Source organism: Sulfitobacter sp. SK012 (assembly GCF_003352085.1).
Classification (GTDB): Bacteria; Pseudomonadota; Alphaproteobacteria; order Rhodobacterales; family Rhodobacteraceae; genus Sulfitobacter.
In genome coordinates this window covers 1070341-1090662 of record NZ_CP025804.1, presented here as the reverse complement: position 1 = coordinate 1090662, position 20322 = coordinate 1070341, and the positions used below count along the sequence as shown (strand labels likewise).

The window sequence follows — 20322 nt, the reverse complement described above, 5'->3', positions numbered from 1 at the left end:
AAGGTTACCGGTTTGCCGAGAAGGTGAACATGGACTGCAGCGCGTACATCACGCGGTCCAGCAAGAAGCCGATGATCCCGATGGTGAAGACTGCCACCATGATCTTGGCCAGCGATTGCGACGATCCGTTCTGGAACTCGTCCCAAACGAATTTACCCAAACCGGGGTTTTGCGCCAGCATTTCAGCGGCAATCAGCACCATCCAGCCGACACCAAGGCTTAGCCGCAGTCCGGTGAAGATCAGCGGCAGCGCCGAGGGCAGCACCAGCTTTGTGATTTTGGTCCACGTGTTCATTTTAAGAACGCGGCTGACGCTCACGAGGTCTTTGTCGATACTGGACACCCCAAGTGCTGTGTTGATCAGCGTGGGCCAAAGCGAACAGAGCGTCACGGTGATGGCGGAGATCAGGAAAGATTTGGAGAACATCCCGTCATTGCTGGCGTAAACCGCAGAGACGATCATCGTTACGATCGGCAGCCACGCCAGCGGAGAGACGGGTTTAAAAATCTGGATGAGGGGGTTGAGGGCCGCATTTGCCGTCTTTGACAGACCCGCCGCGATGCCCAGCGGGATGGCGATGATGGAGGCAATCAGAAAGCCAAAGAATACCGTTACGATAGAGGTCCAGATTTGCGCGTAATAGGTGGGTCTACCTGTATAGACACGCTCTTTGACGTCCTCTGCCTTGCCGTCCGCAACCAGCTTTGCATTGCGCGTATCTTGGCGCTCGTAGAAGGCTGCCGCTTTTTCACGCTCCCGTATGGCATCGGCGTTCAGGCTGACTGCCTGTTCCCAAACTTGTGCGGGACCGGGGACCGCACCCAGCGATGTCTGCACTTTGGGGGCCAGCGCGCCCCATGCCAGCAGGAAGATCGCGATTGCCAATAAGGGCACCCCCAGCAAACGCCAGACTTCGCCAGCCTGTGCCTTTGGGTTATCCCCCGCCGCCGCTTTCAGGATCGGCGTAAGCCATGCCAGACCAAGAACCTGAAACCAGTTGTCAGCTTTGTTGATACGGGTGAACAGGCGGGCACGCTTGGCCTCTTTGTCCAAGGTGACAGTGGTGAATGTATCGGGTTCTGTTGCAGACATGTGGGGTATCCTTTGATCTTGGCAAAGATGTTGAATGCGCCTCGCAGCTGGTACCGCGAGGCGTTCAGGGCTTAGCCCTTGATCTCACTGTCAACGATCATCTGCTCACCCTTCAGGCCAATCGGCAGGCTTTCGAGGTAGGCGTTGGGCGTGCGCCCGTCATAGGCGATGCCGTCGATGATATCCGCGGCAGGCGTTGGCGCTTTGAAACCATCGCTGTCGAAGGGAAAGTCGACCTCGTTCGCCATACCGTCATCGACCAGCAGCTTGGCCGCCTGAAGATAGATATCGGGGCGGTAGACGTCCTTGGCCGTCTCCATGAACCACTCATCGGACTTCGGTTCAGCGATCTGGCCCCAGCGGCGCATCTGCGTCAGATACCAGACGGCATCCGAATAGAACGGATAAGTCGCGTTGTAGCGAAAGAACACGTTGAAATCGGGTGCAGGGCGGCGGTCGCCCTTCTCGAACTCGAAGAAGCCGGTCATTGAGTTGGCGATCACTTCGGCGTCCGCGCCCACATACTCGGAGCGTGCCAGAATTTCGACCGCCTCTTCGCGGTTGGCGTTGTCATTCTCGTCCAGCCAGATTGCTGCACGGATCAGTGCTTTGGTCAGGGCGATGGTGGTGTTGGGGTTCTCGTCCGCGAATTCCTTGTTGATGCCAAAGACCTTCTCGGGGTTGTTCTTCCACATGTCGTAGTCAGTGATGACGGGCACACCGATGCCTTTGAAAACAGCTTGTTGGTTCCACGGTTCGCCCACCGCGTAGCCATAGATTGTACCGGCCTCCATCGTGGCGGGCATTTGCGGCGGCGGTGTAACAGAGAGGAAAACATCCGCCCCAATTGTGCCTGTTACATCGTCAGGAGAGTAATAGCCCGGCTGCAACCCACCAGCTGCGAGCCAATAGCGGATCTCGTAATTGTGGGTGGAGACAGGGAAAACCATACCCATGTTAAAAGGCAGGCCTTCGTCCTTATACTTCTCCACAACAGGTTCAAGGGCAGCGGCGCTGATCGGATGCTGCGGGCGGCCATCCTCCATCTTGGGCACATTGGGTTTCATCTGCTCCCAAATCTCGTTGGAAACCGTGATAGCATTGCCGTTCAGGTCCATCGAAAAGGGTGTGATGATATGCGCCTTGGTGCCGTACCCGATGGTGGCGGCAAGCGGCTGACCCGCCAGCATGTGCGCGCCGTCAAGTTGGCCATCGATGACACCGTCCAGTAGAACTTTCCAGTTGGCCTGCGCTTCCAACGTAACGAACAGGCCCTCGTCCTCGAAATAACCATTTTCATACGCGACGGCCAAAGGTGCCATATCGGTCAGTTTGATAAAGCCGAAGGTCAGCTCGTCCTTCTCAAGGTCCAGCATTTCGGCGTAAGCGGCAGTTGCCAGAAGGCTGGATGCCGCGATTGCATATGGAAGTTTTCTAAACATCTGTGATGTCCTTTGTGTGAAAGGGCAAAGCCCGAAAAACTGAAAAAGCCGCACGTAAGCACCACGGAAAATTCCATGCTTCTTACGAGCGACTTTGCTCTTGGGAGGGTTCCACCGGCATTGGCAGAATAAAGTCAGGCAGCAGTGTCTGACGTGTTGATACAAGGATTGAACAGTTTACCGGCAGCTTCAACAATTTTCTGCACTGCGGCATAAAAACGGCGATGGCAACGGATGAATGCCTATTTATTCAGCAGCAGTTGCCGCAAAATCGAACGTTCTGCCGTCAAAAAACGCATCCGGCGCAAGAATCATCTGACCGCGAGACGATGCGACGGCAGTCTCCTCGCGGATCGTTCCTTCAATTTTTTCCGACGCGCCGGGCAAGTCCGCACCGATGGGGCCAAGGTTCTCGCGGTACAAATCCGTGCGAAAACACTGTTTGGCGCGGCCGATACCTGTCGCATCCGCGCCCAGTTGCCCGGCAATCCACGCGGCCTGACTTCGCCATGGAAAAGACGCGGCATGGTTATGAAACATCAAGAACCGATCAACTTTGGTTGGTGTGCCGCCCTGCGTCAGCGTTAAAAAACCAGTAACCGCAGGTTCGATCACCTCATGAGCGAGATTAAGATGTTCGCTGCGCCCCAGAATTTCGATGGCAAGTGGTTTGTTCTTTTCTAGATCCAGCCAACGGGCGGATTGGTAAACAGCACGCATCAATTGCCGCGTTGTATCAGGGTTATCAGCGATCCAGTCATGGCGGGCCGCCAGTACTTTTTCCGGCGCAAAGCCCCAGACATGCCGCCCCGCCATCAAGATGCTGCCGACACCACGCCCGACGATCGCACTGCCCCAAGGTTCACCGACCCAAAATGCATCCACGTGACCTTCCGCGACAGCATCCGCCATGCGCGGAGGCGGAACGGTCACAATCTCGACCTTTAGATCAGGAGCCGTGCCAATCCAATAGGACAGAAGCAAGCGATGCATGGAGAAGGGAAACGGCACACCTACTCGCAAGGGCTGGGGATCACGCGTTATTAAGGCGGAAAGCAACAGATTTGGATCGCCAAAGGGCAACATTCCCAAAGCATCTGCCAGCCTTGTAGATACACCAAACACAGTGCCATTAGCCGACAGCCCCATCAGACTGTCGATTTTTGCCGGCAATCCCCCAAGCCCGAGCGACATGGCAACGGGCATCGGCGACAACATCTGTGCGGCATCCAGATGTCCTAAAGCAAGCATGTCACGTAGGGCCGACCATGACGGTTGCTGAATGAGATTAAGATCCAAACCTTCTTCGGCAGCAAAACCAAGTTCGCGTGCTATAATCAGTGGCGCAGAGTCGACCAACGGAACATACCCGCAGTTCAAAACGGTGTTGCTCATGACAGCAGATCCGATGCCGTCACCAATGCTTGTGCGACATCAATAACCTTGCGCCCCTGATCCATCGCGGCTTTGCGTATCAGTTTATAGGCTTCGTCCTCGGGTATAGAGCGCTTGCGCATCAAGATGCCCTTGGCACGATCAACGGTTTTACGATCCTCTAGCGCCTGTTTGGCAGCATCCAGCTCCGACTGCATCTGCCGCATCATCTGGAACCGTGCAATCGCGGTTTCGATCACCGATTTGATGCGATTCATCTGCAACCCGTCAACAACATAGGCGCTGACACCGGCGGCAAGGGCGGCTTGGGTCAGATGCTGGTCGGTCTGATCAACAAACATCGCAACAGCCCGCGATTTGGCATCAGAGACCGCACCTATGTGTTCCAGCGTGTCACGGTCCGGGTTGGCTATATCGATCAGCACAATGTCAGGGGCATGTTTTGCAACAGACTGCTCAAGCCCAGAAACCTGAGCAATTGCATGCACATAGTTCCACCCTGCCTCCAGCAGAGCGTCGATAATGTTTTTTGCTTTGACGCTATCAGCTTCGACAACAAGGATGCTCAGGTCTTTTCTCATCCTTTTCGGGTAGCTCTATACTGCGTGAGAGGACATCTTCGTGAACGCAGCAATGTGGAATATCTGTTGGTATGTTTATGTTTTTGTGCAGCTTGAGAGCATAACGATTGAAAAATAGGCACTTGAAGGTTTGGGACTAATGAGAATTCGGTCGGTTGTAGAAGCTGAACTGTAGTTAAAGAAGGCCACTTTAGGTGCTGTCAGACCAATGCAAACCAGTCTCTGCAAGTACAATGAAACTGCCCTTTATGCCATGCCCAACTGACGCCACTCGGTGAGAGCGGCGGTTCGGTTCAGCTTGAAGTATTCCCGGCTGTAGAGGTGACGTTCCTGGTTGAAATGATTGTGGACCGAAGAGTGGACGGAGACGAATTTCTGCAATGTTCGCGTTCCTCTGAAGCGCAGCATCCCCCGCTCTCTTCGTCGAAAAGGCTGATGTGAATTCTCGGCCCGGTTATTCAGCCAGCGGCCGGTTTCCTGTTTGCCCACATTGCCGATAACCTTCATCGCGGCGCCGTAAGACCGCAGTAGATCGGTCACGATGACATATGGTGGACCATATCGTTTCATTGTTTTTCTGAGGAATTTCAATGCTGCTTTTCGATCTCGGCGCTTCGTAACGTGGCTTTCCAACACTTCGCCTTCGTGATCCACAGCCCGCCAGAGATAGTGGGTTTCTCCGTTGATTTTTACGAACACTTCGTCCAAGTGCCATTGCCAATTCGAATGAGCGCGAAGGTGCTGAACCCGTTTTCTTCGGATCTCCGCGGCAAACAACGGGCCGAAACGGTTCCACCAAAATCGAACCGTCTCGTGGCTGATCTCGATGCCGCGTTCGTGCAGCAGATCCTCCACATTTCGTAGTGAAAGTGGATAACGCATATACATCATAACCGCCAGGCGGATGATTTCGGGGGACGTCTTAAAGTAGCGAAAAGGGGAGCGCTTTGTCATCCGGCGACGCTAGGCGTCCCCCCTGCCCGCCTCAACCAGTTTTCTTCTGACAGTGCCCTTCCACCTCTTCAGAGATCAGCGCAGAAAGGCTGTCATTGGCGCTGCTACATCGCACAAATACCTCGTCCGCGAGGATATCGAGAGGCTTTTGCTCTTCTCCTTGTGGATTAATCTCGTTAGTGGACCCTTGATGACCGTCCAGCGCACTTGCGTTGACGAGGTCGGATATGGATTAGCAAGCGCTCGCGATGCGTTCGATCAGGTCAGCAAGAGCTACCTCGCTCGCGTTGCGGGCAAGGTATTCACTTAAGGCTCTAGGCTGCATGTCAGCTGGCCAAATGCTCGAACAACCGCGCAACAGCTTCAGCGCCCGGGTCGATATGACCGTCAAGCTGTTCTGCGTTGATGTAGCTTGCGCGCCCTGCCTTTGCGGAGGTCAGCGAGGCTGTATATTGCGCGCCTTTGCGGGCAGCTGTAGCAGCGGATGGCAAACCGTCATTCAAAGCGTCCAAAGCCGGCAACAACGCGTCAACCATAGTCCGGTCACCTGGATTAGCACCGCCAATTTGACGCATCCGGTCAAGACCAGAAATCAAAGCGTCGCGCATCGTCTGACCCGATGATGATGCGTCGCCTGCTGCCGCAAAGAAGATGGCAAGCAACACCCCTGATGACCCGCCCATGGTTTGGCTTAGTTCCAACCCAATGGCACGGTAAAGCTGCGTGTGATCTGCAAGCGGCAATGTATCCATCGCCCCAATCAGCGCGCGCGATGCACCAGCCAAGGTTGACCCAGTGTCACCATCGCCAGATTTAGCATCTAGCAGGTTCAGATCACCCTCAGAAGCAATCAATACTTCACAGCAATTCGTCAAAAATGCCTTTGTTGGCGCATGTGCAGACGCTGGTGCCCGGATCGGTGTCAAACCATCGGGCAGCGGCAAGACCACAGGCTTATCAACGGACCGACAACCGGGCCATGCAAGCACCTGAGCGGCTTCTTTCAGAAACTTTTCATCTCCATCCGCAAGCTCGCAAACCGAAACCGAGAAACCGTGCATATCAAGAGCGGTCATCATCGTGCTCGGGCCGACAACAAGGCTGATATTCTGCCCAAAGTCGGAGGACAAAAGGCTGTCCGTCAAAATTGCCATTTCAAGGCAGGATGCCCCGCCAAGGTTGTTGATCAAAACAACATGCGGCGTTTTCGGCATATCGACGCTTAGCTTTTCTGTCACCTTCGCGATTGCATCCACTGCCCCCGCAGAGGCAACTTGTTCAACGCCAGCTTCACCGTGAATGCCAAGGCCAAGCTCTGCCATGCCAGGCGGAATACGATCTTCTTTCAAAGAGCCGGGGACGGAACAGGTATCAAGCGACAGCCCGATGCTGCGAGTTGATGCAATCACCCGCTTTGCTGCAATTGTGCACGCATCAAGATTGGCACCGCTCGCCGCCATAGCACCTGCGATTTTGTGGACGAAGAGTGTACCGGCAAGACCACGCGCTTGGGGCAAGTCCGGAAGTGCAATGTCGTCGTCCACAATGACGACTGTGACTTTATGACCAAACGCCCGCGCACGTTCCGCAGCCAAGCCAAAGTTCAAGCGATCGCCCGTGTAGTTTTTCACGATCAGCAAACAGCCCGCCGGACCTGTCACGGCCAAGATAGCAGCCAAGACAGCGTCAACTGACGGTGATGCGAAAACATCGCCGCAGACGGCTGCTGTCAACATGCCTTCACCGACGAACCCAGCGTGTGCCGGCTCGTGGCCGGACCCGCCGCCAGACACCAAAGCCACCTTTGATTTGTCCCAATCCGACCGCACGACCACGCGGATATGAGGATAACCGTCAAGCCGTGTAAGTGTTCCGCCCGACGCAGCAATGGTGCCGTCAATCGCTTCGGTCACCATGTCCTGTTTGGCATTGATAAACTGTTTCATGGTGTCTCTCCTACGAAATGCGCGCACCAGCGGCGTCAAAAAAGAATGGGTTTTCGGGACGGATCTGGATGATATCGCCTTCTTTCAGATCGGTGTGCGCATCCGTCACCGTAATAAGGTCGTGCGACTTGAACGACAGGTGCAAGCGCGTTTGATCGCCCAAATGTTCAACGCGTTGCACAAAGCTGTCTTCGCCTTCGCCTTGTATGATTTGCTCTGGCCGCAGGCCAATATGTGTCGCCTTGTCAGGCGCGCCGCCAAAAACGTCAGATGGTAAGACATTGATACGTGGCTGCCCCAAACGACTGGCGGCATAAATGCTGATAGGGTCTTCATAGATTTCGCGCGGGCTGCCGAATTGAACCAACTTACCATCGTCCAGCACACCAACATGTGTCGCCATGGTCATCGCTTCGGTTTGATCGTGCGTGACGTAAAGCATCGTCGCACCTGAATCCGCTTGAATGCTTTTCAACTCAATACGCAGGTCCGATCGCAGCTTCGCATCCAGAGAGCTAAGCGGTTCGTCCATCAAATAAACCGACGGCTCGCGTACCAAAGCACGTCCAATTGACACACGCTGCATTTCGCCGCCCGACAAAGCAGTCGCTTTGTTGTCGAGCTTGTGGCTGATCTGCAAAACCTCTGCGACTGCATTTACCTTGCGATTTATCTCCGCCTGAGGTGTCCGCAAGATTGGCGATTTCAACGGGAATTCAAGGTTCTGTCGTACGGTCAGGTGCGGATAAAGCGAGTACTGCTGGAACACCATCGCGACATCACGTTGTGCGGGTGTGAACGACGCGACATCGCGCCCACCAATCGTAACGCTGCCAGTATCAGGCTTGTCTAGCCCTGACACCATGCGCAACGTCGTCGTCTTTCCAGCCCCAGTCGGGCCCAGCAGAACAACAAACGCACCATCAGGAATGGTCATCGTTACATTATCAAGCGCGACCTCTGCGCCGTAGGATTTAGATATCCCGTTTAGAGTCACTTCAGCCATGGACTAGCACTCCTCCGTTGGCTTGGCTGCGCAATGCCGCACCGGTTTCTGCGTCAAACAAAGTGATTGTCCGAGGGTCGAACGTAAGGCCGGTTTGATCACCGACTTTCACGTTTTCCGAGCTTGCAACGCGGGCCTTGATTTCGCCGTTGGCCGTTTCAAGCGTCACGATCTGCGTTGTACCCAAATACTCGGTCGCCTTGATCCGCCCGCGATACGCGGCCGCATCGTCCAGTTTTACGTGTTCAGGTCGCACACCGAATGAGATCGCACCATTCGCGCCATCGATACTTTTTGGCACGCTTAAAGAGATATCATTGAGGCGTACTTCGTTTCCGCCCTTGCCAATCATCCCCTGAAAATCGAGGAAATTCATGCACGGCGAGCCAATAAATTGAGCCACAAATTTTGTCGCCGGCCAATCGTAAATGTCCTGCGGTACGCCGAATTGTTCGACTGATCCGTGGTTCATCACGACGATCTTGTCCCCCATCTGCATCGCCTCAAGCTGGTCATGGGTCACATAAACCGTTGTTGCGTTCATGCGATCATGCAAGGCGCGCAGTTCTTCAGACATGTGCTCGCGGAATTCCGCGTCCAATGCACCAAGCGGTTCGTCCATGAAGAACGCCTTGGGGTCACGCACAATCGCACGGCCAAGGGCCACACGTTGACGGTCACCACCTGACAGGCCACCGACAGGTTTTTTCAAGATATCGGTGATGCCAAGGATCTCGGCGATCTCGCCGACTTTCTTTTTCACCTGCGCCTTGGGCATGCCCTGACACCGCAACGGATAGCTGATGTTTTTGCCCACATTCAAATGCGGATACAGGGCGAACATCTGGAACACGAAAGCAATATCACGCTGGGATGCCGGTTTCATGCCGACCTCTTCACCATCGATATAAATCTCGCCCGATGTTGGCAGCTCAAGCCCCGCCATCATTCGCAATGTCGTGGTCTTGCCGCAGCCCGAAGGCCCCAGCAGCATGAAGAACTCGCCGTCTTCAATTGTGAACGTCGATGACTTCACCGCGTTGAACGAGCCAAAGTCCTTGCGCACGTTTTCAATACGTATCTGTGCCATGATTACTCCGGAAAATGGCTGACGATGATGAACATCACCGTGCCGACAAGGGTGACAATGAAGGAATAGCTGTAGAGCCCGATGGCGAAGGGTTGCATCAACATGACGACCCCCACAGCAATCAGAATTGTCGCCAGCATTTCCCATGGGCCACGGCGGAACCGCAGCAAACCGTTGAGTATGTTCATCATTTGCGGACTGCCCCGAATGTGATCCCGCGCAGCAAATGCTTGCGCAACAGGATGGTGAAGACCATGACCGGCACCAGGAAGATCGTGGCACCCGCAGCCACCGCAGGCCAATCTTTGCCGCTGGTGCCGATGATTGTCGGGATAAAGGGCGGTGCCGTTTGCGCCGTGCCAGACGTCAACAGAACAGCAAACGCATATTCGTTCCACGCAAAGATCAGACAAAAGATTGCTGTGGATGCGATGCCAGTGGCTGCTTGTGGCAAGACCACTTTGTAAAAGGCTTGGAACCGAGTGTAGCCGTCGATCAATGCCGCTTCTTCGTACTCGATCGGGATCTCATCGATGAAGCCTTTCAGCAACCAGACCGACAGCGACAGATTCACAGCTGTGTACAGCAGGATCATGCCAAGATGGGTGTCGTTCAGCCCCAGATTACGGAACATCAGGAAGATCGGGATAGCAACCGCGATGGGTGGCATCATCCGTGTCGACAGGATGAAGAACAGCAAGTCATCTTTGAGCGGCACTTTGAACCGACTGAAAGCGTAGGCTGCCATTGTGCCCAAGACCATACACAGGGCCGTCGACCCAAACCCGATAATGACCGAGTTCAAGAACCGCTCGCCATAGCGTGATGGGCCAGAGATAACTGTGCCACGTTCGCGCGTGATCTTGTCGTACCATGTTTCCGCAGGACCAGCGGCCTCTAGCATGTCAGGCGTTGCACGGGTCCGGTCAGTGAACAGGTTCACATAACCTTCCAGCGTCGGCTCGAACACCACCACGGGCGGGTAGGCGATAGAATCTGTTGGGGATTTGAACCCTGTCGCGATGATCCAAAGCAAAGGGACAAGCGTGATGCAGGCATAGCCAATCACCAAAATTCCGGCGAACCACTTGGTGCCCTTGGTGGGCTCTGTGACTGAAAAACTCATCTTTCTTTTACCTTGTTCAGGGCTTTGACGTAGATCGAGGCAAGGCCAAAGACGGTCACGAAGAGGATCACAGCGTAGGCAGAGGAATATCCCGTGCGCCACTTCTCAAAAGCCTCTCGTTTCAAATCAATCGAGGTCAGCGTCGTGGTGTTACCCGGACCGCCACCTGTGAGCTGCACAACCAGATCGAACATCTTAAAGTTCTCGATCCCGCGGAACAGCACAGCCAGCATCAAGAACGGCAGCGCCATCGGAATAGTCAGCGTCCAGAACTGGCGCCATTTACTGGCACGGTCACATTCGGCGGCCTCGTATATGCTGTCAGGAATAGACCGAAGCCCCGCAAGACAGATCAACATCACAAAGGGTGTCCACATCCATGTATCTGCAATAATGATGGCCCAAGGTGCCAAATGCACATCGCCAATCATCGAGAAACTTGCCGGATCGCCACCTGTGAAGAAGGTCACGACGTAGTTAAACAGGCCGATTTGCGGCTGGTACAGGAACGTCCAGAAGTTGCCGACAACGGCGGGCGACAACATCATCGGAAACACGATGATCGTGGTCCACATATCGTTGCCTTTGAATTTCTTGTTGATCAGAAAGGCGAGAAAGAAGCCAATCAGCACTTGAAGCGCGATGGTCCAGATCAAGAAGTGGGCAGTCGCCTGCATCGTATTCCAGACATCCGGATCGCTTAGAATACGCTTGTAGTTACGTAGGCCAACCCATTCCACGTCATTGTTGGGGCGGTTCACCCGAAAATTCGTAAAGCTCAGCCGGATGGTCCAGATCAGCGGAAAGATATTCACAGCGAGCAGCAGGAAGATCGTCGGTGCGACGAATATCCACGCGATTGTCCGATCGGACAGTCCGCGAATGCGTTTGGCCATGCTCTCGGGCGTTTTACTGGCCGCCGTATCCATGGGGGAAAGGGTCATGGTGTGTGTCCTTGTCGCGGAATGTGTGCCGCGCATACGTCAATGAAAGTTGCCCCAGCCGATATGATGATCGGCTGGAGCGGTTGTCTGACCACCCGTCAGGAAGAGAGGGGGTCCGACAGGGAGAAAGTTTAGAGCTTGCCTTCGTCCTCGAACACTTCGGTCCAATCACGAACCAAACCGTCCAAAGCTTCTTTCGCGGTGCCGTCGCCAGCGATGACAAAGTTATGCATCCGCTCTTGCATCGGGATCAGAAGGTCTGCGTAAGCAGGCTCTGCCCAGAAGTCCTTCACGATAGCCATGCTGTCGAGGAAGGTTTGCGCATAAGGCTGGCTTGTTGCGAAATCAGGGTTTTCGACAACGGCACGTAGTGCAGATGCACCGCCGAGATCCCACCAACGCTGCTGAACTGCTGGTTGCGCAAACCACTGGATGTATTCCAATGCGGCCTCTTGCTTTTCAGAGTAGGCAACAACAGAAATACCTTGCCCACCAAGTTGCGCAAATTGCCCTGCTGGACCTGCTGGGTTCGGGAAATAACCGGAATTGCCGTTACCGACGTTTTCATCAGCTTCAACACCTGGCCAAATGAACGCAAAATTCATCTGCATCGCGACCTGACCAGAGCGGTAAGCATCGATGTTCTCGCCCATGTACCAGTTGGACGAACCCGGGGGTGTGCCAATGTCGTACAGCTCTTTGTATAGCTCAAGTCCGGCAATCGCGCCTGCAGAGTTTACAAAACCTTCAAGGTCATAGGGCTGATCAGGGTTCTCATACTCGAAACCGTAGTTATAGAGCGCGTTGGTGACGCCCATTGTGATGCCCTCAGAGCCACGCTCTGTGTAGATCGCAGCACCATAAACGGTTGTGCCATCGATATCGCGCCCTTGGAAGAACGCCGCAATGTCGCGCAACTCTTCCAGTGATGCAGGAACATCAAGCTTACGGCCATATGTGTCCATGAATTCAGTCTGAAGCTCGGGACGATCAAACCAGTCTTTACGGTACGTCCAACCAACAACGTCTGCATAAGCAGGCAGCGCGTAGTAGTTTGGTGTGTTCTTTGGCCATTCGGCGTAGCCCGTTACAGTCGCAGGCAGGAAGTCATCCATCGAGATGCTATTGGCATCAAAGAATTCGTTCAGCTTTACGTAGTGACCATTCTCTGCGCCGCCACCGATCCACTGGCTGTCGCCGATCATCAGGTCACACAATTGACCGCCAGAGTTCAATTCGTTCAACATGCGGTCGGCAAAGCTCGGCCAAGGCACAAACTCGAAATTCATCGTATGGCCGGACTGCTCTTCGAAATCCTTGCTCAACTCGATGAGTGAGTTTGCAGGATCCCAAGCGGCCCAGCAAAGTGTCAGCTCAGTCGCATGGCCATCGGCCATCGCAGAGGTCGCTAGGCTGGATGCGACGATCGCGCCCACCGCAGCTGTTGTGAAAAGGTTCGTTTTCATAAGGGTAACTCCTCCCAGTTATGGCGGGGCATGGCTCCCCGCCACGACTCACGCTGCCTACATTGCTAATTGACGCACGTGCGTCAATGCAAGATATTTGTGAGACACGTGCCTCAAAAATACCTGAAATGCGCAATTTCACCCATAGATGAGGGTCAAAATGATGCAGTTGTGACAACGCAAAGGTCTGATAAGATGATGAAATCCGCAGCAGTGAACGTCAGTGAAAATATGTTAAGACCCACCACAAAAGATCTTGCAAAAGCGGCTGGCGTAAGCCGCGCGACAGTGGATAGGGTCTTAAATGGACGTGATGGCGTGAAAAAACGGACTGTGGATCGCGTAAACCATGCAATCCAAGAGCTGGGTTTCGTGCGCAATATTCAAGCAGCAAACCTCGCACGTTCCCAAAGATACAGATTTGTTTTCGCCCTGCCCCGCTCCGGTGACCTATTTCTAGAGGAAATCGTGCGCCATATTAACGAAGCCAACGAGACGTTCGCGACCGACCTCGTTTGGTGCGACGTGGTTCATATTGACGAAAACGATCCACACAGCATTTCGGCCTTTCTCGCAACGCTGGACGCCAGCGAGACGACTGGCGTCGCAATCATGGCCCCTGAATCGCCGCAAGTGCGTGACGCGATCTACCGTCTGAAAGAACGCGGCGTAGCAGCACTACCGTTCATTGCGGACCAGTCTACAATGGAAGAGCATTGGGTCGGAACCAATCATCAAGCTGCGGGTGCGACTGCAGCGACGCTTATCGGGCGTTTTTGCGCGGTCGCTAAGGGATCTGTTCTTGTGATCTCCGAAAGTATGAGGTCGCGAGATAGCCTGGAGCGACGGATTGGCTTTGATGCCGAGATGAACCAAAACTTTCCCGGATTGCGCACGTTGCCCTCCTTGGAAACTTATGGTGACGAAGAACGCGCAGAACGGATTATTCATAATTCGGTCATCAACAATCCTGACCTTGTTGGTGCCTATGTGCTGTCATCCGAGGCGCGCGTTCCGCTCACGATCTTGAACAATGCAATGAACACCGGCCATCTGATCAAGATTTCCCATGAGCGCACGCCGTTCACCGAAGCGGCACTGCGTGACGGAAGATTAGATGGCGTTATTGCACAGGATCCAGGCCATCTTGTCCGCAGCGCAGTTCGAAAACTCAAGGCAATAACTGACAAACGTATCGCAAAAGGGTCACAAGAACGCATCAGGGTAGAGGTTTTACTCAGAACAAATATCTGAACATGTCCCGTCGGCAAGATCACTTACGGCTTGCTCGAAGCGCTAACCGATAGAGTGACGGCGGGCTCGCGCGTCTTTCCTGCGTCGACGCCGTGCCAATTCGTTATTAGGACGACATAGTTCGCAACAATAAATTTCATGCATTGCGCCGCGAAAGGTCAGTTTGACGTTCAGCTCGGTTGAGCTGATCGAACGGCCGCTTTGGCGAAAATGCCACACTGCAAAACTGTCATCGCCGCGGTTGCAAGCAAATGCTGCGCCAGCATACTCTACCGATCACCTTCGGTGGAAAGGATCGGTGCTCACAATCCGGTATTGCTGAAACGGACGCGACCACAATGGATCAGAAACTGATCGCCGCACTGAAACGGGCGCACACAATGATCCAAAGGGACGACACCGGACTGCCTGTGATTGAGCGCAGGCCAAAAGGTTCCCATGAGAGACGCCTCATCAAACTAGCATTCCTGGACCCCGGCCTTCAGCGCGACATTCTGATGGGCAGACAACCCCGCAACATGAGCCTCGCCAAATTCCTGAAAGAGCCACTTCCACTGCTCTGGTCCGGCCAGATCGCGGTGTTCCGGTAAAAAACCCAACAATCGGCCGCGACCTGTTATCCGGGATAAACCAACCTGTTATTGGTGTTGAACAAACCTGTTAACGACCTTGAACAGGTCCTGATATGGCCCTTAACAGGAAACTGGACAATGCACCGGCTAAGCATCTGAATTTGCTATATATTCGAAATATATCCCTCCAGACTCCGGTCGAAATCACCTGTTTTACGCAAAAATCGCATATTTTTCACTGATAACGCCAAAGGGACCCTTGTGGTGGACGAGCGGAGATCACCCTCGCAAAAGCCCTCGGAACGCCGGAAACATCTCCGGTTTCATCCGTCGAATATATGGATATAGCCCTGATAACCTGTGATTTCAGAGACTTACGTCTGCGCATGCCAGACAGAGATTAGTGTTGAGGGTGGGTGGCGGAGACGAAGTCCGTCATAATTATTAAGTCTAGATTTTTAATTGTTATATTTCAGCGTATTGAAGCTCATTTCAGTTATGTTACATCGTGTAATGTGCAGCAAAATGTGCAGCAAAAATGATGATCCAATGTGAGCTGCCCCCTCCGGCATCAGCCCCCCAGATCGACTTTAAGAGCACCAGGATTTGCAGGGCATAAACTCCGATTAGGATGAAGCTCAACGCAGGGCAATTACACATGCGCTCGCACATATTTCTTGCTTGTCAGTATTTGTGCCAACAACAGCTTTGGTAAACTCGTCCATCTGAGAAATTGTTTTTCCAAGCTCGAGCCCCTCCATGAGGCTTCCCCCAGGGCTGTCGAGAATGAATGAAACAAATTTTAAATTGCGTGAGGGGAAGTCCGCCAAAATTGATTTCAAACGATCTACATCCCCTGAAACAATTTTTCCACGCATCAATATTTCTGCTGAACGTTCAGACTTTAGGACGTCGCTGGAAGTCCTTACGTTGAACTCCAACGCATATGCCATCGTAGTCATTGAAAAGAAGGCGAGTACTGCAATACAAAACGAGCGCAAAGTATCTATCCGTTTGAACACCATAAACCGACATTTCCCATCTAGAACATCTTCCCACTCAAATAGCCACTGTTCTGAGCTCCGATCAAGCCTCTTGGAGCCGTGGTGTCGTTGTTCGAGTGCCGATGCAGCGTTCAACGCGATGCGATGCGGGGTGCGGAACAAGGCCAAAAGGACTGACGGCTGGCGCGCTACAGTCCTGAAAACCTATTTGCATAGTCCCGACGTGTCCGTATTGCCGCTTGGTTTCGCAATGGAAATTGAGGGCGAAGTATTGATCGCGCCGTGAACTCTTAAGGTCGGATTTGTCCGCATTGCGGACCTCCACGCATGGTGCAGAAATTGGGCCAAATCACTCGCCCACCAATGTCGCTTCCGGCCCAGACCGGAACTTCGTGGATGACGCAGCGAATGGCAGCAACGAGCCCTTAGTGACCGATGCTGCGGCATGTAGATTTTGGTACTAAGGGCGGGAAGCGGTCCTTCGCTGCGCCATCCACACAGGACAAAGCTGCCGTCTGCGGCTCGTTCACCGATTGCAGCTTTTGCCCCCCAACTCATGGAAACAAAGGGGTCATTAGAGCAATCTAACGGTCCTTGGTTCGTACCCAAGGCAACACCAGCGTCCCCAGTCACAATTTGCGGCGTGCTTTAGAATAAAGATTGGAATTGTTTCATCCATTAAATGAAATGCACTTGAGGCATTCCGCGTCACTGGAAAACATATTTTACCCCGATGTAGGGCCCGTGTTGTTCTACATCATATGCAAAAGCGCCGCTTTCCAGCGTCGTGCTGTAATCCATGCTGAAGTATCTGTATCCAAATATGATGGAGGTGTTGTCCCAGGGATGATAATCAAACCCAGCATTTAGGCCAACTTGCAGGTCATTCCCGCCAGCACCAAATCCACCAAACTCCAACGAGGCAACTGTCGCCCACTGGTTATTCAGTTCCCACTTGCCGCGTGCGCCAATGACTGGCTCCCACCAACTATCATCTCCTCCCAGAGTCGTTGCTGGACCAGGCGTGGCTATGTCCACTTCCTGCCTTAGTGAATTGTAGCGGTAACCGGCCTGAACATCGACAGTATACCGTTTGCCGCTCGTGCCATAAGTGCCGTTCGCAATTCGATATGCTGCCAACACACCCAGCCATTCTTGGCGAACATTTACATCAACTGAACCGCCAGCTGGACCTGGCAATGATCCATCGGCGCTAATGGAATAATAGTTTGCATCGAAGATTACCCCCCAATCGCCCTTCCATGCTTCAAAGCGACCCGATGCTGCGAAATCCAGATTGTCGAGAACTTCTCCAAGATCCAAATCGATGGGCGCAGAAACCCCGGAAACTGTCGTCGTGCCGGTCGTACGGAATGGCGCAAATGCATAGACCGCGCCAGTAAAACGCCAATCTGAATCGTTCTGGTTTGGGCCTGTCATTGGGTCGGCCTGAGCCACCTCTGTCGCAAGGCCGGTTGACGAAAGGCAGATGATGGCTATCAGCAGTTTCTTTTTCATTTAGGGTTTCCTTTAGATATCTTGTTAGCTTCGTGAACGAAGCTGAAATTGGCGGGAATTGAGAGTGTTTTGTCGATTTCTGAGGCGCAAAACTTAGTCCTGGAAGCACAGCATGAATTCTCTTTCCTTTATAAAAACAAAGACCTGAACCCATTTCAAAACTGTGGTCGGAACTATTATGTGCCATTCTTCGGGCCTGGCGTTTCTAATAGTTAAACCGCAAGCCAAGCCCGATGCCTTGGTCATAGGTGCGGTCACTTCCGATACCGATAAGAACATCTGCATAGATGGCAGTGCCATCATTCACATTGTAACCAACTTGCAGCTCTGCGGACGCGGGCCAGGTTTCATTCTCCCAGTCATAAGGAACTTTCAGGTCGCCCTTTACCCACCAATCCTTGGCGAACGGCTGAATCGCAATGAGCCTAAGCGCTGTTTGACTTACGTCGGTGGGGCCATTGTAGCTCTCAAAGTGCTGAACCAGCGGCAAAAGAGTTAGACCGGTCGCTTTGTTTGAGAATGCTGCGCCCACTAAGGGCGCAACTTGATCAGACTCGGTGCCAATGCCTTTCGCTGTGTCGCCAAGATCAATGATCCACTCTAGACCCACAGCAGTTTTGACAGCCCAGGTGTCGTTCAGTGACCGAGCCGACGGGAAATAGATCAGCTTGGCATTGACCTTCTCAAAGCCGTTTTCCCGGCCCCCGGTTACATCGGTCGAATTATAGTGCAGTTCATATTTGAACTTCAGATTGGGTCGCAGCATGTAGGAGCCATCAATGAAGGCGTCCTGTTTATCCGCGCCTCCAAGATCAAAATATTGATATCTCAGATCAGTGCTATTTACGGCTGCAAGTGGGTTAGACGCGTTCTCTTCAGCATAGGCCGCCGACATCGACATCGCAGTGAGAGCCCAACCGGCTAAGAGTGTTCGCATTCCTTTAAGTCCCTTTCTAGGGCGCAGGCACACCGAGACGTGCCCGCGCAAAGTTCATTGTTTGATTGTTCCGATTTTGATGTCAACGGCGAGAGCCGACATTCAAATAGCCGAAGGTCGGGCGTTCGTTCTGTGCTGCGGAAGGCGGCTGCGAGTATCCGTGTTGATCACTTTTTTCTGCCTTCAGGATAACGGTCTTGAGGGGTGGAGCCACGACGAAAATCGCAGCCCCATATCTATTTATTCACCAAACCCAGGCTCACTGACATTGAAGGGCAGCTTGTCGAGATGACTAATGAATTCCATCGGATCAAACGGGAGATTTTGATAATCAACCGGGGGATTGGACAAAGCCAGCGTAGCAGGCCGTGCGTTTGAAATGCCGGTATAGGCTGGCCCACGTTCATGTTTGCGATCTGGATACTTCTCTTTCCACAACTCGTGACGGGCACGCATCCGCTTGAAGGGTTCCTTAAAATGAAACCCGCCTACGACTATTGGGTTCACTTCACGGTGATCGTTGTAAAGATCATACACGGCCGTCAGACCGGACTTTGCCTGCCCCGGATCGTTCGAGGTCCAGTGTATTTTGTATTGATCTTTGACTGTCGCAGCCAAATCGGGTCCTTGGTAGATGAACACGTGGTCGCGACGACCATGGGTGTCGCCGTTTAACAGCAACGACGTTTGGTCGATGCCGTCGATGATCCGATCAGTTGGGATATGTTGGGTTGCACCAGCCAACCGGGCGAAGGTCGTGAACAAATCTGTTTGGTGAATCATGTCAGCGGCCATTTGTCCCGGTTCGATAACACCAGGCCAAAATGCAGCTGCTGGCACACGCACACCGCCTTCTGTGAAGTCGCCTTTGCCGCCGCGGAACAGACCTTCACCTAAACCAGCGCCAGGGGGTGGGTTGTGGGTCATAGGCCCGTTGTCAGCCATGACAACCACCAATGTGTTTTCAGCTATGCCCAGTTCTTCCAGTGTTTCACGCATGGCCGCTATGTCTGGTTCGATCACACGTTGGTAGTTTTCCCCGACCATGCCCCGCTGCAACGTAACTTTCTCGGGTGCTGGTATGAACGGAATCCAAAGTGGCCACCACGCTACATAGAATGGCTTTTCCGCCTCAGCACTCCGTCGGATGAAGTTGATTGCCCGCTCACGTCCTTCAATGTCGAAGTCATAATAATCTTTGACCTCTTGCGAACCATCGCGCCATTCCAGAACCTGTTCACCCTTTTTACCTTCGAGGTAAAAAACAAACGCGTCGTCCTGAACAAAGTTCTTATCAAGTTGATACGGATTGTCCGCCAGCAATTCTTCTTTCATGCCGACAATCGCATTGGCACCCTCACCGGTCTTATTGTAGAGACTGGTAACCTGATTGTAGACCGCCCAGAAGGCCTCATCGAACCCCTGATTAATGGGATAGGATTCCTCGGTATCCCCGAGGTGCAGCTTGCCAAAGAACGCAGTCGCGTAGCCCTCACCAGAAAGCACCTCTGCCATTGTTACATTTTCAGCGGCCAATCCGGTGTATTCGATAGGAAAGCCAATCTCCCAAGTGCCAGTCCGAATAGCGTTCTGTCCCGTCAGGACAGCAGCCCGACTAGGGGTGCAGCCCGGTTCGGTATACATTCGTGAAAACATCATTCCGTCAGCGGCGAGCTGGTTCAGGTTTGGTGTCTTGTACCCCCTGATTTGTTGATACATTTCATCGCCAAACGACATCGGTGGCTGATCATCAAACATGTAGTGTATGATATTTGGGGGTCTACCATATTGCTCTCGCAACTCGGCCAATTTCGCATCCAGTTCGCCGTCTTCGACCTCCCAGACCGTCCCGTTTTGGGCTTCGAGAATGTAATACTCGGCATCATGGACAATTTGGGCGTCTTGCGCGCTTGCCCCTGTCATCAACGCCGAAATTGTTAAAGCCGTCAGCGGTGCTGCGAGTTTTCTGGGTTTCACCATTCCTATTCCTCCTT

At 53.2% G+C, this 20322-nt stretch carries 18 protein-coding genes; 2 read left to right on the top strand and 16 right to left on the bottom strand.

Annotation, left to right across the window (positions count from 1 at the left end; translation table 11 throughout):
- Positions 1 to 4 precede the first annotated feature (4 nt).
- The 12 genes from C1J03_RS05505 to C1J03_RS05445 form a co-directional block, all read right to left on the bottom strand.
- The gene (locus C1J03_RS05505; protein WP_114884472.1) at positions 5 to 1093 is read right to left on the bottom strand and encodes an ABC transporter permease; all 1089 of its coding nucleotides are present in this window, start codon (positions 1091 to 1093) and stop codon (positions 5 to 7) included.
- Positions 1094 to 1164: 71 nt separating this feature from the next.
- On the bottom strand, positions 1165 to 2535 hold the full coding sequence (locus C1J03_RS05500; RefSeq protein WP_114884470.1) for a CmpA/NrtA family ABC transporter substrate-binding protein: 1371 nt from the start codon (positions 2533 to 2535) through the stop codon (positions 1165 to 1167).
- Positions 2536 to 2781: 246 nt separating this feature from the next.
- Complete coding sequence (locus tag C1J03_RS05495) at positions 2782 to 3930, bottom strand: CmpA/NrtA family ABC transporter substrate-binding protein (RefSeq protein WP_114884468.1); 1149 nt, start codon at positions 3928 to 3930, stop codon at positions 2782 to 2784.
- On the bottom strand, positions 3927 to 4511 hold the full coding sequence (locus C1J03_RS05490) for an ANTAR domain-containing response regulator (protein ID WP_114884466.1): 585 nt from the start codon (positions 4509 to 4511) through the stop codon (positions 3927 to 3929). The genes C1J03_RS05495 and C1J03_RS05490 overlap by 4 nt, the downstream gene beginning before the upstream one ends.
- Positions 4512 to 4757: 246 nt before the next feature.
- Positions 4758 to 5465 carry an IS6 family transposase gene (locus tag C1J03_RS05485; protein ID WP_114884464.1) on the bottom strand — a complete coding sequence of 236 codons (708 nt, stop codon included), beginning with the start codon at positions 5463 to 5465 and terminating at the stop codon, positions 4758 to 4760.
- A gap of 326 nt (positions 5466 to 5791) precedes the next feature.
- The gene (locus C1J03_RS05475) at positions 5792 to 7411 is read right to left on the bottom strand and encodes a dihydroxyacetone kinase subunit DhaK (RefSeq protein WP_114884460.1); all 1620 of its coding nucleotides are present in this window, start codon (positions 7409 to 7411) and stop codon (positions 5792 to 5794) included.
- A gap of 10 nt (positions 7412 to 7421) precedes the next feature.
- Complete coding sequence (locus tag C1J03_RS05470; protein ID WP_114884458.1) at positions 7422 to 8417, bottom strand: ABC transporter ATP-binding protein; 996 nt, start codon at positions 8415 to 8417, stop codon at positions 7422 to 7424.
- Positions 8410 to 9507, bottom strand: coding sequence for an ABC transporter ATP-binding protein (locus C1J03_RS05465; protein WP_114884456.1), 1098 nt, complete (start codon positions 9505 to 9507; stop codon positions 8410 to 8412). The genes C1J03_RS05470 and C1J03_RS05465 overlap by 8 nt, the downstream gene beginning before the upstream one ends.
- 2 nt (positions 9508 to 9509) lie before the next feature.
- Complete coding sequence (locus C1J03_RS05460; RefSeq protein ID WP_114884454.1) at positions 9510 to 9698, bottom strand: hypothetical protein; 189 nt, start codon at positions 9696 to 9698, stop codon at positions 9510 to 9512.
- On the bottom strand, positions 9695 to 10633 hold the full coding sequence (locus C1J03_RS05455; protein ID WP_114884452.1) for a carbohydrate ABC transporter permease: 939 nt from the start codon (positions 10631 to 10633) through the stop codon (positions 9695 to 9697). Before C1J03_RS05455 ends, C1J03_RS05460 begins: the two co-directional genes overlap by 4 nt.
- The gene (locus tag C1J03_RS05450) at positions 10630 to 11577 is read right to left on the bottom strand and encodes a carbohydrate ABC transporter permease (protein WP_114884449.1); all 948 of its coding nucleotides are present in this window, start codon (positions 11575 to 11577) and stop codon (positions 10630 to 10632) included. Before C1J03_RS05450 ends, C1J03_RS05455 begins: the two co-directional genes overlap by 4 nt.
- Before the next feature lie 131 nt (positions 11578 to 11708).
- Positions 11709 to 13043, bottom strand: coding sequence for an ABC transporter substrate-binding protein (locus tag C1J03_RS05445; protein WP_114884447.1), 1335 nt, complete (start codon positions 13041 to 13043; stop codon positions 11709 to 11711).
- Positions 13044 to 13238: 195 nt separating this feature from the next.
- Here C1J03_RS05445 and C1J03_RS05440 point away from each other — a divergent pair, with 195 nt between their 5' ends.
- Together C1J03_RS05440 and C1J03_RS05435 are read left to right on the top strand one after the other, a co-directional pair.
- Positions 13239 to 14297 carry a LacI family DNA-binding transcriptional regulator gene (locus tag C1J03_RS05440; RefSeq protein WP_114888860.1) on the top strand — a complete coding sequence of 353 codons (1059 nt, stop codon included), beginning with the start codon at positions 13239 to 13241 and terminating at the stop codon, positions 14295 to 14297.
- A 338-nt stretch (positions 14298 to 14635) separates the two neighbouring features.
- A complete protein-coding gene (locus C1J03_RS05435) occupies positions 14636 to 14887 on the top strand; it encodes a hypothetical protein (RefSeq protein WP_162798456.1) in 252 nt (83 codons plus the stop codon).
- Positions 14888 to 15507: 620 nt separating this feature from the next.
- Here C1J03_RS05435 and C1J03_RS05430 read toward each other — a convergent pair.
- The 4 genes from C1J03_RS05430 to C1J03_RS05415 all read right to left on the bottom strand — a co-directional run bounded on the left by C1J03_RS05430 (position 15508) and on the right by C1J03_RS05415 (position 20308).
- Positions 15508 to 15894 carry a hypothetical protein gene (locus tag C1J03_RS05430; RefSeq protein WP_114884443.1) on the bottom strand — a complete coding sequence of 129 codons (387 nt, stop codon included), beginning with the start codon at positions 15892 to 15894 and terminating at the stop codon, positions 15508 to 15510.
- 687 nt (positions 15895 to 16581) lie between these two features.
- Entirely contained in the window at positions 16582 to 17391 is an 810-nt protein-coding gene (locus C1J03_RS05425; protein WP_114884441.1) for an outer membrane protein, read from the bottom strand.
- A gap of 205 nt (positions 17392 to 17596) precedes the next feature.
- Positions 17597 to 18328, bottom strand: a complete 732-nt coding sequence (locus tag C1J03_RS05420) for a hypothetical protein (RefSeq protein WP_162798455.1) — start codon at positions 18326 to 18328, stop codon at positions 17597 to 17599.
- A 240-nt stretch (positions 18329 to 18568) separates the two neighbouring features.
- On the bottom strand, positions 18569 to 20308 hold the full coding sequence (locus tag C1J03_RS05415; protein ID WP_114884436.1) for a sulfatase-like hydrolase/transferase: 1740 nt from the start codon (positions 20306 to 20308) through the stop codon (positions 18569 to 18571).
- Positions 20309 to 20322: the final 14 nt, after the last annotated feature.

Coding starts and splice junctions, on each gene's coding strand:
- C1J03_RS05415 (WP_114884436.1), bottom strand. CDS start 20,308: ATGGTGAAACCCAGAAAACTCGCAGCACCGCTGACGGCTTTAACAATT.
- C1J03_RS05430 (WP_114884443.1), bottom strand. CDS start 15,894: ATGGTGTTCAAACGGATAGATACTTTGCGCTCGTTTTGTATTGCAGTA.
- C1J03_RS05460 (WP_114884454.1), bottom strand. CDS start 9,698: ATGATGAACATACTCAACGGTTTGCTGCGGTTCCGCCGTGGCCCATGG.
- C1J03_RS05440 (WP_114888860.1), top strand. CDS start 13,239: ATGATGAAATCCGCAGCAGTGAACGTCAGTGAAAATATGTTAAGACCC.
- C1J03_RS05475 (WP_114884460.1), bottom strand. CDS start 7,411: ATGAAACAGTTTATCAATGCCAAACAGGACATGGTGACCGAAGCGATT.
- C1J03_RS05500 (WP_114884470.1), bottom strand. CDS start 2,535: ATGTTTAGAAAACTTCCATATGCAATCGCGGCATCCAGCCTTCTGGCA.
- C1J03_RS05425 (WP_114884441.1), bottom strand. CDS start 17,391: ATGAAAAAGAAACTGCTGATAGCCATCATCTGCCTTTCGTCAACCGGC.
- C1J03_RS05435 (WP_162798456.1), top strand. CDS start 14,636: ATGGATCAGAAACTGATCGCCGCACTGAAACGGGCGCACACAATGATC.
- C1J03_RS05470 (WP_114884458.1), bottom strand. CDS start 8,417: ATGGCTGAAGTGACTCTAAACGGGATATCTAAATCCTACGGCGCAGAG.
- C1J03_RS05445 (WP_114884447.1), bottom strand. CDS start 13,043: ATGAAAACGAACCTTTTCACAACAGCTGCGGTGGGCGCGATCGTCGCA.
- C1J03_RS05455 (WP_114884452.1), bottom strand. CDS start 10,633: ATGAGTTTTTCAGTCACAGAGCCCACCAAGGGCACCAAGTGGTTCGCC.
- C1J03_RS05505 (WP_114884472.1), bottom strand. CDS start 1,093: ATGTCTGCAACAGAACCCGATACATTCACCACTGTCACCTTGGACAAA.
- C1J03_RS05495 (WP_114884468.1), bottom strand. CDS start 3,930: ATGAGCAACACCGTTTTGAACTGCGGGTATGTTCCGTTGGTCGACTCT.
- C1J03_RS05450 (WP_114884449.1), bottom strand. CDS start 11,577: ATGACCCTTTCCCCCATGGATACGGCGGCCAGTAAAACGCCCGAGAGC.
- C1J03_RS05465 (WP_114884456.1), bottom strand. CDS start 9,507: ATGGCACAGATACGTATTGAAAACGTGCGCAAGGACTTTGGCTCGTTC.
- C1J03_RS05485 (WP_114884464.1), bottom strand. CDS start 5,465: ATGACAAAGCGCTCCCCTTTTCGCTACTTTAAGACGTCCCCCGAAATC.
- C1J03_RS05490 (WP_114884466.1), bottom strand. CDS start 4,511: ATGAGAAAAGACCTGAGCATCCTTGTTGTCGAAGCTGATAGCGTCAAA.
- C1J03_RS05420 (WP_162798455.1), bottom strand. CDS start 18,328: ATGCGAACACTCTTAGCCGGTTGGGCTCTCACTGCGATGTCGATGTCG.